Raw genomic sequence first — 12,551 nt, forward strand, 5'->3', positions numbered from 1 at the left:
ACTCTGGCCGAGCTACTGACCCTCGCCATCTTTTTCCTCCTTCAAGGCCAAGACCTCGCCAAAGGCTACCTAGCCGCTAAATCCACCCTGAAGGCCTACTTCCCCTCACTCCCTCATCTCTCCCGCTTTTACAGGGTCCTCCAAAAGGCCCAAGGGATTCTGGCCCACCTGGCCATCCGCCTCGCCGGGGGGATGGGTCTCCTCCAGGTGGTGGACCTCAAACCCATCCCCCTGGCCCACGGCCACCGCATCCACAGCCTCTCCCTCCCTGAAGCCGCTGTGGGCGTGGGGCCCCTGGGCGCGTTCGGCGGTTACGTGCTGATGCCGGTGATGAACGAGCGGGGCCTCTTTTTTCGCTGGGCCCTTCTCCCCGGAAATGCCCGGGAGACCTGGGGGAGGGACTTGGTGGCGGACCTTCCCGCGGTCTTGGGGGACCGGGGATTCCGTTGGGTCCAAGGTGTCAAGACCCCGCCCTACCGGGTTCGTGGGGGGAAGGTGGTGGAGGCGGGGTGGAGAGGTTGGATGGGGAGGGTCAGGAACTGGATTGAAGTTCGCTTCAGCGTGATGGTGCGGTCTTTGGGCCTTCACCGTATAGAAGCTCGGTCCTTTTGGGGCCTGGCGGCCCGGGTAAACCTGATCCTTTTGGTCCACAACCTCATTCGGAGTCGGGTCTTGCTCAGGATGGCCGGGGTGGAGCTATGAGGTAGCACACGAAGGGATCTCTCTTCTGGACACCTTGGCGGGCCGGCCGCCGGGCTTGGGGGCGGGGATGAGGGGCTCCAGGAGGCCCCACTCCTCGTCGGTTAGGTCGCTGGGGTAACATCGTCTAAGAGGCACCCTTCAAGGATACCACCCTTTTACGACAGCCTCTAAAACCCGTACTCCTCCCAGCGCGCCTCCACCAGGGCCTTCACCTTAGGGTCCATGCGGATCCTCTCCGGCCAGACCCGGTTGAAGCCCTCCTCGGGAAGCTTCCTGGTGCCGTCCAGGACCAGGACCGGCCCCTCCATCCCCGGCATGACCCGGGCGTCCCGCTCGGGGTCTATGTTGTTGAGGACCGCCCAGAGGAGCTCCTCCGGGGTGAGGGCGGTGTCGTGGTCGGCGAGGAGCAAAAGCCGGATCCCGGCGCTTTGGGGGTGCCTTAGAAGCCTCTCCGCCAGGGCCAAGGCCTGGAAGGGGCGCTCCTTCCTCAGGGTCACCCCCCAGACCCCGGGCCACTGCCTCTGCTCCAGGGCCTCGGCCTCCTGGGGAAGCTCTGGGTGGGCCCTTGGGGTGAAGGGGACCTCCCCCCCCTCCTCGGGAAGCTTCCTGGTGCCGTCTATGAAGAGCTTCCCTCCGTAGGCGAAGGCCCGGGAGCTGTGGTCCAGGACGTCCATGGGCCCCCGGAGGAGGAGGGTGTCCCGCCCGGGAAGGGCGTGGGAAAGGGCTTCCTGCAGGGCGGAAAACCCCGGCTTTACCGGCACTTCCTCGTCCACGGCTACCAGGACCTTGGCGAACATCATCTGCCCCAGGCCCAGCATCCCGTAGGCCGCCTTGTAGGCCTGGCCGGGGAACTCCTTCCTCAAGGCCACGTTCACCCAGTTGTGGGCCACCCCCTCGGGGGGCATGTGGTAGTCGGCCACCTCGGGGAGGACCAGGCGGAGGGCGGGCAGGAAGAGCCTCTCCGTGGCCTCTATGAGGTAGGCGTCCTCCATGGGGGGCACCCCTACGATGGTGGCGGGGTAGATGGCCCCCCGGCGGTGGGTGATGGCGGTCACGTGGAAGCGGGGGTAGAGGTCCTTGGGGGTGTAGAAGCCCGTGTGGTCGCCGAAGGGGCCTTCCTCCACCAGGGGCTCCTCGGGGTCAATGTAGCCCTCCAGGACGATCTCCGCCTCCGCCGGCACCGGCAGGTCCACGGTCACGCCCCGGGCCAGCTCTATGGGGGCCCCCCGGAGGAAGCCCGCCAGGTGGAACTCGCTCACCCCGGGGAGGGGGGGGAGGGGGGCGGTGGCGGCGTAGGTGAGGACCGGGTCCCCCCCCAGGGCCACGGCCACGGGGAGCTTTTTCCCGAGCTTTCTGGCCTTCTCCAGGTGGCGGCGGCCCACCTTGTGGAGCTGCCAGTGCATGGCGGTGCTCCTCCGGTCCAGGACCTGCATGCGGTACATGCCCAGGTTGAGCTCCCCCGTCTCCGGGTCCCGGGTGATGACGAGAGGCAGGGTGATGAAGGGCCCCCCGTCCAGGGGCCAGCACTTGAGGACGGGAAGGCGGGTGAGGTCCACGGCCTCCCCCTTCAGGACCACCTCCTGCACCGGGGCTCGCCGCACCCGCTTGGGGAAAAAGCCCCTGAGGAGGGGGAGCTTGGGGAGGAGGCCCATGAGGGCGGAAAGCCCCCCCCGGCCCGGGCTTAGGGCCAGGAGGCGCTCCACCTTCTGGGCCAGCTCGTCCAGGTCCTCCACCCCCAGGGCGAAGGCCGTGCGCGCCCGGGTACCAAAAAGCCCGATGGCCACGGGGAAGTCCTTGCCCACCACCCGCTCAAAGAGAAGGGCGGGCCCCCCCGACTTCACCATGCGGTCGGCGATCTCGGTGATCTCCAGCTCGGCGCTTACGGGTACCTTGACCCGTTTTAGCTCCCCCCGGCTTTCCAGGGCCTTCAGGTAGGCCCCAAGGTTCCTAAACACCCCTAAGCCTACCGGAAAGGCCGGGGTGGGGCGGGGCCTCGCCTACACTTCCAGGACCAGGTGCTCCAGGCGGAAGCCCTTTGGGCTCCCGTGGACCAGGACGGCCTCGAGGCGCACCGGGAGGTCGTCCCGGCCCAGGAGGAAGCGGGCGCTTTTTAAAAGCCTCTTCACCTTCCCCGGGGTGATGGCCTCCAGGGGCGCGCCGAAGGCCTCCGAGGCCCTCTGCTTGACCTCCACCACCACGTAGACCCCGTCCTTTTCCATGAAGAGGTCCACCTCGCCGAAGGGGGTGCGGCGGTTTTTCCCTAGGAGGCGGTAGCCCTTCTCCTGGAGGTGCCTTAAGGCCACCTCCTCCGCCCAACGGCCCCTCAAGGCGCCCATTCCTGGTAAAGCTCCCCGTCCAGGTAGAGGCGGAAGCGGGCCTCCCCCTGGACCCGGTAGCCCCCTTCCAGCCGGAGGCCCGCCTGGCCCGGCCCCTCGTAGAGGACCTGCTCCCCCCGCTCGTCCACCAGGACCAGGCGGACCACCCGGCCCTCGGCCTCGGGGGGGAGGTTCAGGGCCAGGGTGACGGTCCTTTCGGGGGGCGGAGGGGGAGCGGGAGGTATGAGGACCTCGCCCCGCACGGCCACCCGGAGCCGCACCCCACTCCCTTTGGGTACAGGGGTTCCGGGGGCGGGGTCCTGGGCCAGGACCGTGTCCGGAAGGGCGGGGGAGGGCACCTCTTCCACCTGGGCCTGGAGCCCAGCAGCGTTCAGGAGGAAGAGGGCCTCCTCCCGCGAGAGGCCCGTGAGCCTGGGGAGGTGTACCGTGGGCCCTACCTCCGCCCCCTGGGAGAGGAGGAGCCGCACCCCCCGCCCGGGGGGCATGGGGGTGCCGGGGGGCGGGTCGGTGGCCAGGACCACGCCCCGGGGCTCCTGGCTTTCCACGTAGGCCCTGGCCTCCACGCCAAGGCCCAGCTCCTTCAGCCTTCCTTCCGCCTCCTCCTCCCGCAGGCCCTTGAGGTCGGGCAGGGGGGTGAGGCGGGCCTGGTTGAGGACCAGGCGCACCGTGCGCCCCGCCCTGAGCCGGGTGCCGGGCGGGGGCTCCTGGTCCAGGACCACCTCCTTGGGCTTGGTGGGGTCGTTGCCCTCCCTCACCTCCACCTGAAGCCCCGTGTCCTTGAGGAGGAGGAAGGCCTCCCGGGCGGTCTTGCCCACCAGGTCGGGGACGACGTACTCCGGGGGGTTGAAGTAGCGGTAAAGCCCCTGGGCGAAGAGGAAGAGGCCCAGGAGGAGGAAGAGGAGGCCAGGGGCCGCCTTTAGGAGGCCCGGCTTCCTGGGGCCCAGGGGGGCCTTCAGGGGCCAGGGGGCCAGGTAGGCCACCCGGCCCTCACCCATGGCCAGGTGCTCCGGGCCGAAGCCCAGGGGGGCCAGGGCCTCGAGGGCCTCCTTGGGCGGGGCCTTGCGGACGATGGGCCTTTCCGGGAAGAAGACGTAGTGCCGCCCGGGCTTGGCGGAGATCTGGGCCTCCACCAGGCCCAGCTCCTCGAGGCGGCGCACCGCCGCCCGGTAGCGGAAGAAGCGCTCCCGGTCCTCGGGGGTCTTGACGTGGAAGAAGAAGACCCAGCCACCCTCCACCCGGTAGAGGGTGACCCCGCTTTCCTCCTTGAGGGTCTCCAGCACCGGGTAGCGGTCGTCCAGGACCATGCGCCGCCGATTATACCCCGGTTTCTGGCCCCCTTATACTCAAGGAGCTATGTGGGATGTGCTCGTGGTGGGCGGGGGGCCTTCCGGGCTTTCCGCCGCTCTTTTCCTGGCCCGGGCGGGCCTGAAGGTCTTGGTCCTGGACGGAGGCCGCTCCCAGGTTTTGCAGGTAAGCCGGGTGCCCAACTACCCCGGACTTTTGGACGAGCCCTCCGGCGAGGAGCTCCTTGAGCGCCTAAGGGAGCACGCCCGCCGCTACGGGGCCGAGATCCGCCAAGGCGTGGTGCGGGGGGTGCGGGACATGGGCGGGGTCTTTGAGGTGGAGACCGAAGCGGGGGTGGTGGAGGCGGAGAGGCTTCTCCTTTGCACCCACAAGGACCCCACCCTGCCCTCCCTCCTGGGCCTGGCCCGCAAGGGAACCTTCGTCCAGACCGACGAGGAGGGGCGCACCAGCTACCCCAGGGTCTACGCCGCCGGCGTGGCCCGGGGCAAGGTGCCGGGCCACGCCGTCGTGAGCGCCGGGGACGGGGCCTACGTGGCCGTGCACCTGGTCTCCGACCTCCGGGGGGAGCCCTACAAGGACCACGCCCAGTAATACGCTTCCCCTTTCCTTCGGCCCACCATGCCTGGTAACTTCCCCGGGAACTTTTTGCCGGGGCTCCCATGCTGGCGCAAGCCAGCATGGGGTGGTATCAAACGGGCCTTCCCGCCATCATGAAGCTCGCCGTCATCCCCCCGTCCACGGGGAGGATGGCCCCGGTGATGAAGCTGGCCTTCTCCGAGGCCAGGAAGAGGATGGCCTCCGCCACCTCCTCGGGCCGGCCCAGCCGCCTCAGGGCGTGGAGGTCCTCCCAGTCCCGCCTGGTCCTCTCTGGGTCCTCGGAGAGGAGGATGGCCTCGAGGACCGCCTCGGTGGCGATGGCCCCCGGGGCCACGGCGTTGACCCGGATGCCCAGGGGGGCCAGGTCCAGGGCCAGGGAGCGGGTCAGGTTCACCAGCCCCCCCTTGGAGGCGTTGTAGGCCACGTTTTCCTGCTCGGCGAAAAGCCCCTGGACGCTGGCCACCTGGACGATGGCCCCGCCCCCCACCTTCCGCATCTCCCGGGCGGCCAGGGCCGAGAGGTGCATGGGGGCGGTGAGGTTCACCTCCAGGACCTTGCGCCACTGGGCCAGGGGCACGGTGAGGGCCGAGCCGGGCACGGCGATGGCGGCGTTGTTCACCAGGACGTCCACCCGCCCCAGGGCGCGGGCGGCGCCCTCCACGAAGCGCTCCCGGTCCTCCTCCAGGGCCAGGTCCACCTGAAAGAAGAAGCCCCCGATGGCCTCGGCCACCTCCTTCCCCTCGGGCCTAAGGTCGCAAAGGGCCACCAAGGCCCCCTCCCGGGCGAAGGCCTGGGCGGTGGCCCGGCCGATGCCCCTGGCCCCTCCGGTCACCAGGATGCCTTTTCCCTCAAAAAGCCCCATGCCCCTAGCTTACGAGCCTGGGGTCCAGGGCCTCGGCGATCCTCTCCCGGGGCAGGGCCCCCTGGAGGATCTCCTTCCCCCCGCCTCTGGCCCCCAGGGCCTGGAGGGCGGCGAGGGCCCGCTCCTTTCCCGGCCCCAGAAGGGCGAAACGCCCCTCCTGGGAGAGGAGGAGGAAGGTCTTGTCGCTCCAGTTGAGGAGCCTCTTGGCCAGCTCCGGGATCACGGCCTGGGGCACCAGGAGGACCCTCTCCTCCAGGGCCCTGGGCAGGAGGGCCTCCACCAGGGCCTCCTTGAGGGCCTGGTTTTCCCCCTTCAGGGCGTAAAGCTCCTCCTGAAGCCGCTTGATGGGCTTTTCCAGGTCCAGGGCGCTGGTGGAGAAGGCCAGGGCCAGGCGGGCGAGGAGGGCGTGCTTGGCGTGGTAGTCCTCGAGGGCCTCCCACCCCGCCATGAAGTAGACCCGGGTGCCCCCCTTGTACCGCTCCCACTTCTGCACCTTGATGGGCCCCGCCTGGGCGCTGGTCTTCAGGTGGGTGCCCCCGCAGGCGGCCAGGTCAAAGTCCCCAATCCTGACCAGGCGCACCTTGCCCTGGACCTTGGGGGGGCGGCGGAGGGGGTAGTGGGCTAGCTCCTCCTCGCTCACCCAGAAGGCCTCCACCGGGTAGTCGGCGTAGACGGCGAAGGCCGCCAGGGCCTCGGCCTGGCGCACCTTCTCCTCCTCCACCTCCTCGGCCAGGTCCAGGGTGGAGAGGGGGGAGTCCAGGCTCACGGCCACGGTGTGGTACCCGCCGGCCCGGAGGAGGGCCTGGGAGAGGATGTGCTGGGCGGTGTGGCGCTGCATGTGGCGGAAGCGCCTCTGCCAGTTAATCTCGCCCTCCACCTCCGCCCCCTGGGGGACGGGGGCCGAGAGGACGTGGACCACGTCCCCGAAGGCCTTCTCCTCCTCATAGGCGTGGAGGACCTGCACCTCGCCAAAAGCGCCCCTCAGGACGCCGGTGTCGGCGGGCTGGCCTCCCGACTCGGGGTAGAAGAGGGTTTCCGACAAGACGGCGTAGTGCCCCTTCCCGTCGCTCCAGGCCCTTTCCACCCGGGCCTGGAAGCGGGTGGCGTAGCTGTCCAGCTGATAGAGCCTCATCCCCTTAGGATAAGGAGGTTGGTGCCCTTGGACCGGGAGGAGTTTGGCCGCTCGTTTTCCCAGGCCCGGCACACCCTGGACTCCGCCAGGAGGGATGCCGAGGAGGGGGACTACGACTGGGCCGCCTTCAAGGCCTAGCAGGCGGCGGAGAGCATTTTGGCCTGGGTGGAGGGGTTTTATGCTCTCTGAGGCCCTGAGGCGGAGGCAGGCGGAATGGGAGGCCCTCCTGGAGGAGGCGAGGGCCTACGCCCACAGGGTCCGGGAGGCTTTAGGGGAGGCCAGGGTCTATCTCTTTGGCTCCGTGGCCCGAGGGGAGTTCAACCTGGAAAGCGACATAGATCTTCTCGTGGTCTCTCCTCACCTGCCCCAAGATCCCTTGGAAGGCCTCGCCCTTCTCCACCGCCTTGGGGGAGGTCGGGTGGAGCCCCGGGGCCTCCTGCCGGAGGAGTTCGCTAGGCTAGAGGCCAAGGGGGCTCTCTGGTGGCTGGAAGGCGCAAAGGAGCTGTGAGGGGGGAGAGGCTGGACAAGCTCCTGGCCCGGCTGGGCCTAGGAAGCCGCAAGGAGGTGGGGTGGCTCATCCGCTCCGGGAAGGTGCGGGTGGGGGGAGGGGTGGTCCTGGACCCCGGCTTCCACGTGCCGGAGGGGGCGGCCCTCGAGGTGGAGGGGAGGCCCCTTGCCGTGCGCCGCCACCTCCACCTCCTCCTCCACAAGCCGGCGGGGTACGTGACGAGCCGCAAGGAGGGCCCCTCCGTCTACGCCCTCCTGGAGGGCTTCCCCACCCGGGACCTTTCCCCGGTGGGCCGGCTGGACAAGGACACCGAGGGCCTCCTCCTCTTCACCACCGACGGGGAGCTCCTCCACCACCTCACCCACCCCCGGCACAAGGTGGAAAAGCGCTACCTGGTCCACCTCCTCCACCCGGCTACGGTGGCCGACGTGAGGGCCTTCCAGGAGGGGATTCTTCTATCCGGGGAAAAGACCCTCCCCGCGAGGCTCCACCTGGGGGAGGACCCCACCTGGGTGGAGCTCACCCTTCTGGAGGGCCGCTTCCACCAGGTGAAGCGCATGTTCCAGGCCCGGGGCAACCAGGTCCTCTACCTGAAGCGCCTGGCCCTGGGGCCCCTCACCCTCGAGGACCTGCCCCTGGGGGCGGCCCGCCCCCTGACCCCGGAGGAGGAAAGGGCCCTCTACCAGGCCGTGGGCTTAGGCGGGTGATACCCTTGTTTCCCCTTTCCTTCGGCCCACCATGCCTGGTAACTTCCCCAGGAACCCTTTGCCGGGGCCCCCATGCTGGTTTGGGCCAGCATGGGGTGGTATGAAGGTTTCACAGGGCTTTCGCAAGGGGCGTGGTAGCCTCACCCCCATGAGGGGGTTTCTGGCCTTGGCCCTCCTCCTGGGCCTCGCCTGGGGCCAGGAAAGCCTCGAGGCCCTCCTGGTCCTGAAGGAGGAGGTCATAGAGGGCGGAGAGCTCCGCACCTACACCGGCCTTCAGCGCTACCCCGTGGCCTCGGAGGCGGAGCTCAAGGCCCTCCTGAAGAAGCTTTCCCGCCCCCCCAGCCCGCCCCGCTTCGTCTTTGGGGAAGGCGGCTGGCGGGGCGTGGAGAAGAAGGGCCTCCTCTTTGACGAGAAGGAGGCTCTCGCCGCCTACCGGGAGGCCAGGGCCTCGGGCAGGAAGAGCTTTCGCCTGCCCGTCCGCCACATCCCTCCCTCCTTAAGCCTCAAGGACCTCTACGCCCTGGGGGTGCGGGAGCACCTGGCCACGGGGGAGACGGACTTCCGGGGCTCGAGCCGGGCCAGGGCCCACAACCTCCTCCTGGCCAGCAGCCGGCTGGACGGCCTCCTCATCCCCCCGGGGCCCTTTTCCTTCAACCAGGCTCTGGGGCCCATCACCGCGGAGGCGGGCTACCAGGAGGCCTTCGTGATCGTGGGGGACAGGACGGAACAGGGCCTGGGGGGCGGGGTCTGCCAGGTGTCCACCACCCTCTTTAGGGCCTTCTTCTTCGCCGGGCTCCCCATCTTGGAGCGCCACGCCCACAGCTACCAGGTGGCCTACTACCGGCCTCCCGGGCTGGACGCCGCCGTCTTCCAGCCCCACAAGGACCTGAAGGTCCTCAACGATACCCCTGGGCACATCCTGGTCCAGCGCTCCGTGGTGGGCACCAAGCTCCGCTTCCACCTCTTCGGCACCAAGGACCGGGAGGTCCGCTACGAAGGCCCCGTCATCACCGACCGCAAACCTCCTCTCCCGCCCCGGGAGATCCCGGACCCGAGCCTCCCCCCGGGGGCGCGCAAGCAGGTGGACTTCCCCGCCGAGGGGGCCCGGGTGGTGTGGCGGCGCGCGGTCCGCTACGGGGACGGCAGGGCCCGGGAGGACCAGGTGGTGAGCGTCTACCGCCCCTGGGGCGCGGTCTACCTGGTGGGGCCTAGGCCGGAAGAACCAGCAGCACCGCCCGCTCCACAGGCAGGAGGCGGTGGGGCTCCCACACCCAGGCCGCTTCCCCGCGGCGGAGGTGAAGGTAGCGCCCCTCCGGCAGGTCGATGACCAGCTCCCCCTCCAGAAGGAGGTAGAAGGCGCCCTCCCGGCCCTCTTCCGGCCCCTTCAGGGTGTAGGCCTTTAGGGGAAGGCCCGGCACCTCCACCTTGCCCTCCCGGGCCAGGCGGAGGAGGTGGAGCTTGACGCTTTCAGGCAGGGGCCACCTCCTTCCTGGCCCGGCCCTTGCGCATCCTTAGCTTGAAGAGGGCCTTCTTGGCCAGGCTGGCCTCCTCCTCGCTCAGGGTCTTTCCCTGGGCCAGGCCCTCGAGGGCCCGCCTTTCCGCCTCGGGTAGCCCGGGAAGGAAGGCCTTAAGGGCCTCCCAGTCCTTGGGGAGCGCCGGGGGTTTTTTCTTGGCGGCTTTCTTGGGCTTGGCCTCCATGGGGCCTGGCACCAGGGCGGGGTCGTGGTCCGGGCAGGCGGGGTTCATGCAGGCCGCTTTCTTGCCCTTCTCCACCAGGGGCCAGCCGCAGGTGGGGCAGGGGGTGGGGAGGAAGGGGTAGAAGGAGAGGAAGTCGCAGTCCCGGTTCTCGCACTTAAAGTAGGGCTTCCCCCGCTTGCTGCGCTTGGCGAGGACCCGCCCCCCGCACTTGGGGCAGGTGTGGCCCGTGGGGGTGCCGTCGTCCCGGGTGTAGTCGCACTCCGGGTAGCCCGAGCAGGCGATGAAGCTCCCGTACCGCCCCTCCTTCCTGAGGAGGGGGCGGCCGCACTTGGGGCAGGCCTCCCCGATGGGCTCGGCCTCCCGCCGCTCCAGGGGCTCGGTGTAGGTGCACTCCGGGTAGCCCGTGCACCCCAGGAACTGGCCGAAGCGGCTCACCTTGAGCTCCAGCGGGCGGCCACACTTGGGGCAGGTCTTCTTGGGCACCCGGTTGAGCTCCTCCAGGAAGGGGGCGTAGAACTCCAGGACCACCTGGGGCCAAGGGGCCTTGCCCTCCTCCACCTGGTCCAGGCGGTCCTCCATGCGGGCGGTGAACTCGTAGGCCACCACCTGGGGGAAGCGCTCCTTGAGGTAGTGGATCACCTGCCGGCCCAGGGGGGTGGGGAGGAGGGTGCGGCCCCGGCGCGCCACATACCCCCGCTTCTCCAGGGTCTCCAGGGTGGGGGCGTAGGTGGAGGGGCGGCCGATGCCCAGCTCCTCCATGGTCTTGACCAGGGTGGCGTCGGTGTAGCGGGGCGGGGGCTCGGTGTGGCGCTCCTCGGCCCTGACCTCCAGAAGCTCAGCCCTGGCCCCCTGGGAAAGGGCGGGCACAGGGGGCTCCTCAACCGCCTCTTCCTCCCCTTCCCGGCCCCAAGCCTTCAGGTAGCCCTCAAACTTCAGCACCGACCCCGAGGCCCGGAAGAGGAAGCGGGGGCTTGGCCCCGTGTCTTGGAAGATCACCACCGTCCCCTCGTAGAGGGCCTCCCGCATCTGGCTGGCCAAGAAGCGCCGCCAGATCAGGTCGTAAAGGCGGTACTCCTCCTCCGAGAGGTATGGCCGCACGGACTCGGGGGTGCGCCTGGGGTCGGTGGGGCGGATGGCCTCGTGGGCGTCCTGGACCCCGGCCTTGCGGTTTTTGTAGACCCTGGGGGCCTCGGGCAGGTACTCGGGACCAAAGACCTCGCCGATCACCGCCCGGGCCGCCTGGAGGGCCTCGGGGGAGACCCGCACCGAGTCCGTGCGCATGTAGGTGATGAGGCCCACCGTGCCCTCGGGGAGGTCCACCCCCTCGTAGAGGCGCTGGGCGATGCGCATGGTGCGGCTCGCGGTGTAGCCCAGGCGGCCGCTGGCCGCCTGCTGCAGGGTGGAGGTGGTGAAGGGGGGCGGGGGGGTCTTGCGGCGCTCCTTGGTCTCCACCTGGGCCACGCGGTAGGGGAGGCCCCTTGCCTCCTGGGCCAGGCGCCGGGCCTCCTCCTCCGTGGCGATGTGGAGCTTGCCCTCCTTCTCCCCCTGGCCCGCAAAAAGGCGCTTCCCCTCCACCTCGTAAAGGCTGGCCCAGACCTCCTTCCCTTCCGCCAGGAAGCGGCCCAAGAGGAGGAAGTAGGTCTCCTTCTGGAAGGCCTCAATCTCCTCCTCCCGCTCCACCACCAGCCTCAGGGCCACGCTCTGGACCCGCCCGGCGGAAAGGGCCCGCTTGCGGAACTCCAGGGAGAGGAGGGGGGAGAGGTTGTAGCCCACCAGGCGGTCCAGAACCCGCCGGGCCTGCTGGGCGTCCACCAGGTTCTGGTCTATGGGCCTGGGGGCCTCCACCGCCTGCCGCACCACCTTGGGGGTGATCTCGTGGAACTCCACCCGGATGGGCTCCTTGGGGTCCCGCCCCAAGAGCCTCGCCACGTGCCAGCCGATGGCCTCCCCCTCCCGGTCGGGGTCGGTGGCGATGAGGAGCCTCTTGCCCTGGGCGGCCCGCTTCAGCTCTTCCACCACGGGCTTCTTGTCCTTCTTCACCTCGTAGGTGGGGGTAAAGCCCCGCTCCACGTCCACCCCTAGGCTCCTCTCGGGGAGGTCGGCCACGTGGCCCTTGCTGGCCCGGACCTCGTAGCCGGGCCCCAGCATCTTCTGGATGCTTCGGGCCTTGGCGGGGGACTCCACCACCACCAAGGTGGTGGCCCGGGCCTCCGCTTTGGGGCCCCCTTCCCCCAGGTGGGCCGCCCCTTGGGTCTTGGGCTTCTTCGGCATCGCCCCCTATTTAGGAGGGTGGGCCGGGCCTTGTCAAGCCCGGTCCTCTCAGGACTTTACCCACATCTCCGTTTCGTGGTAAATCTCCCCTTGCGGGCGCAGCCCGTATCTGGTACCGGGGGTGATCCATGGACATGCTCAAGGTGGCCGAGGCCAGGCTCCAGGAGTTCACGGGCCGTTTTGCGAGCGTTTTCCCCCGATAAGCGCCTCCACCGACGGTTTGAAGAGGTGGTGCGGGGCGCCTTGGCCGCAGGCTCAGCCCGGGTGAGCGAGATGGTGGCCTCGCTCCCTTCTCCCCTCCAGAACCGCTTCCACCAGGCCAAAGCCCTTTACCGCTTCCTGTCCAACCCACGGGTGGAGGCAGAAGCCCTCCTTGACCGGGTCTATCAGGAGAGCGCGACTGCCCTGGAGGGTGAGGAGGTTCTGGTCCTCC

The 12,551-nt window shown here is 69.3% G+C and carries 14 protein-coding genes and 1 pseudogene; 7 read left to right on the top strand and 8 right to left on the bottom strand.

Annotated elements, in window-relative coordinates; genetic code table 11:
• The coding region (locus BVI061214_RS13650) for a transposase (RefSeq protein WP_248841703.1) at positions 1-702 on the top strand (702 nt) is incomplete at its 5' end.
• A gap of 15 nt (positions 703-717) precedes the next feature.
• Here BVI061214_RS13650 and BVI061214_RS12375 read toward each other — a convergent pair.
• From BVI061214_RS12375 to BVI061214_RS01895, 4 genes and pseudogenes are all read right to left on the bottom strand, one after another.
• A pseudogene (locus BVI061214_RS12375) lies at positions 718-837 on the bottom strand (transposase); the annotation flags it as partial.
• A 32-nt stretch (positions 838-869) separates the two neighbouring features.
• A complete protein-coding gene (locus BVI061214_RS01885) occupies positions 870-2,657 on the bottom strand; it encodes a menaquinone biosynthesis decarboxylase (RefSeq protein ID WP_053767064.1) in 1,788 nt (595 codons plus the stop codon).
• A gap of 42 nt (positions 2,658-2,699) precedes the next feature.
• Positions 2,700-3,038 carry a YraN family protein gene (locus BVI061214_RS01890; RefSeq protein WP_053767065.1) on the bottom strand — a complete coding sequence of 113 codons (339 nt, stop codon included), beginning with the start codon at positions 3,036-3,038 and terminating at the stop codon, positions 2,700-2,702.
• On the bottom strand, positions 3,026-4,342 hold the full coding sequence (locus BVI061214_RS01895; RefSeq protein WP_053767066.1) for a PASTA domain-containing protein: 1,317 nt from the start codon (positions 4,340-4,342) through the stop codon (positions 3,026-3,028). Before BVI061214_RS01895 ends, BVI061214_RS01890 begins: the two co-directional genes overlap by 13 nt.
• A gap of 49 nt (positions 4,343-4,391) precedes the next feature.
• On the opposite strand from BVI061214_RS01895, the gene BVI061214_RS01900 reads away from it, so the two are divergent.
• On the top strand, positions 4,392-4,934 hold the full coding sequence (locus tag BVI061214_RS01900) for an NAD(P)/FAD-dependent oxidoreductase (RefSeq protein ID WP_053767067.1): 543 nt from the start codon (positions 4,392-4,394) through the stop codon (positions 4,932-4,934).
• Between the two features lie 97 nt (positions 4,935-5,031).
• Here the strand turns inward: BVI061214_RS01900 and BVI061214_RS01905 are convergent, their stop codons facing one another.
• On the bottom strand, positions 5,032-5,802 hold the full coding sequence (locus tag BVI061214_RS01905) for an SDR family NAD(P)-dependent oxidoreductase (protein ID WP_053767068.1): 771 nt from the start codon (positions 5,800-5,802) through the stop codon (positions 5,032-5,034).
• Between the two features lie 4 nt (positions 5,803-5,806).
• On the bottom strand, positions 5,807-6,934 hold the full coding sequence (locus tag BVI061214_RS01910) for an alanyl-tRNA editing protein (protein ID WP_053767069.1): 1,128 nt from the start codon (positions 6,932-6,934) through the stop codon (positions 5,807-5,809).
• An 18-nt stretch (positions 6,935-6,952) separates the two neighbouring features.
• On the opposite strand from BVI061214_RS01910, the gene BVI061214_RS12380 reads away from it, so the two are divergent.
• The 4 genes from BVI061214_RS12380 to BVI061214_RS01925 all read left to right on the top strand — a co-directional run bounded on the left by BVI061214_RS12380 (position 6,953) and on the right by BVI061214_RS01925 (position 9,476).
• The gene (locus BVI061214_RS12380; protein ID WP_248841704.1) at positions 6,953-7,072 is read left to right on the top strand and encodes a HEPN domain-containing protein; all 120 of its coding nucleotides are present in this window, start codon (positions 6,953-6,955) and stop codon (positions 7,070-7,072) included.
• Between the two features lie 40 nt (positions 7,073-7,112).
• Positions 7,113-7,442 carry a nucleotidyltransferase domain-containing protein gene (locus tag BVI061214_RS01915; protein WP_053767070.1) on the top strand — a complete coding sequence of 110 codons (330 nt, stop codon included), beginning with the start codon at positions 7,113-7,115 and terminating at the stop codon, positions 7,440-7,442.
• Positions 7,439-8,149, top strand: a complete 711-nt coding sequence (locus BVI061214_RS01920; RefSeq protein WP_053767071.1) for a pseudouridine synthase — start codon at positions 7,439-7,441, stop codon at positions 8,147-8,149. Before BVI061214_RS01915 ends, BVI061214_RS01920 begins: the two co-directional genes overlap by 4 nt.
• Positions 8,150-8,297: 148 nt before the next feature.
• Positions 8,298-9,476: a VanW family protein gene (locus BVI061214_RS01925; protein ID WP_053768553.1), complete on the top strand. Its 1,179-nt coding sequence runs from the start codon at positions 8,298-8,300 to the stop codon at positions 9,474-9,476.
• Here BVI061214_RS01925 and BVI061214_RS13655 read toward each other — a convergent pair.
• Both BVI061214_RS13655 and topA read right to left on the bottom strand, forming a co-directional pair.
• On the bottom strand, positions 9,358-9,624 hold the full coding sequence (locus tag BVI061214_RS13655; protein WP_156303276.1) for a hypothetical protein: 267 nt from the start codon (positions 9,622-9,624) through the stop codon (positions 9,358-9,360). The genes BVI061214_RS01925 and BVI061214_RS13655 overlap by 119 nt on opposite strands.
• Positions 9,617-12,118 (bottom strand): type I DNA topoisomerase, encoded by a 2,502-nt coding sequence (gene topA / locus BVI061214_RS01930; protein ID WP_282953983.1) that lies wholly within the window; start codon positions 12,116-12,118, stop codon positions 9,617-9,619. The genes BVI061214_RS13655 and topA overlap by 8 nt, the downstream gene beginning before the upstream one ends.
• 75 nt (positions 12,119-12,193) lie before the next feature.
• On the opposite strand from topA, the gene BVI061214_RS13660 reads away from it, so the two are divergent.
• A partial coding sequence (locus tag BVI061214_RS13660) for a transposase DNA-binding-containing protein (RefSeq protein WP_248841774.1) occupies positions 12,194-12,551 on the top strand: 358 nt, incomplete at its 3' end.

The organism is Thermus aquaticus (assembly GCF_001280255.1).
Lineage (GTDB): Bacteria > Deinococcota > Deinococci > Deinococcales > Thermaceae > Thermus > Thermus aquaticus.

Coding starts and splice junctions, on each gene's coding strand:
- BVI061214_RS01905 (WP_053767068.1), bottom strand. CDS start 5,802: ATGGGGCTTTTTGAGGGAAAAGGCATCCTGGTGACCGGAGGGGCCAGG.
- BVI061214_RS01900 (WP_053767067.1), top strand. CDS start 4,392: ATGTGGGATGTGCTCGTGGTGGGCGGGGGGCCTTCCGGGCTTTCCGCC.
- BVI061214_RS01890 (WP_053767065.1), bottom strand. CDS start 3,038: ATGGGCGCCTTGAGGGGCCGTTGGGCGGAGGAGGTGGCCTTAAGGCAC.
- topA (WP_282953983.1), bottom strand. CDS start 12,118: ATGCCGAAGAAGCCCAAGACCCAAGGGGCGGCCCACCTGGGGGAAGGG.
- BVI061214_RS01910 (WP_053767069.1), bottom strand. CDS start 6,934: ATGAGGCTCTATCAGCTGGACAGCTACGCCACCCGCTTCCAGGCCCGG.
- BVI061214_RS01895 (WP_053767066.1), bottom strand. CDS start 4,342: ATGGTCCTGGACGACCGCTACCCGGTGCTGGAGACCCTCAAGGAGGAA.
- BVI061214_RS01925 (WP_053768553.1), top strand. CDS start 8,298: ATGAGGGGGTTTCTGGCCTTGGCCCTCCTCCTGGGCCTCGCCTGGGGC.
- BVI061214_RS01915 (WP_053767070.1), top strand. CDS start 7,113: ATGCTCTCTGAGGCCCTGAGGCGGAGGCAGGCGGAATGGGAGGCCCTC.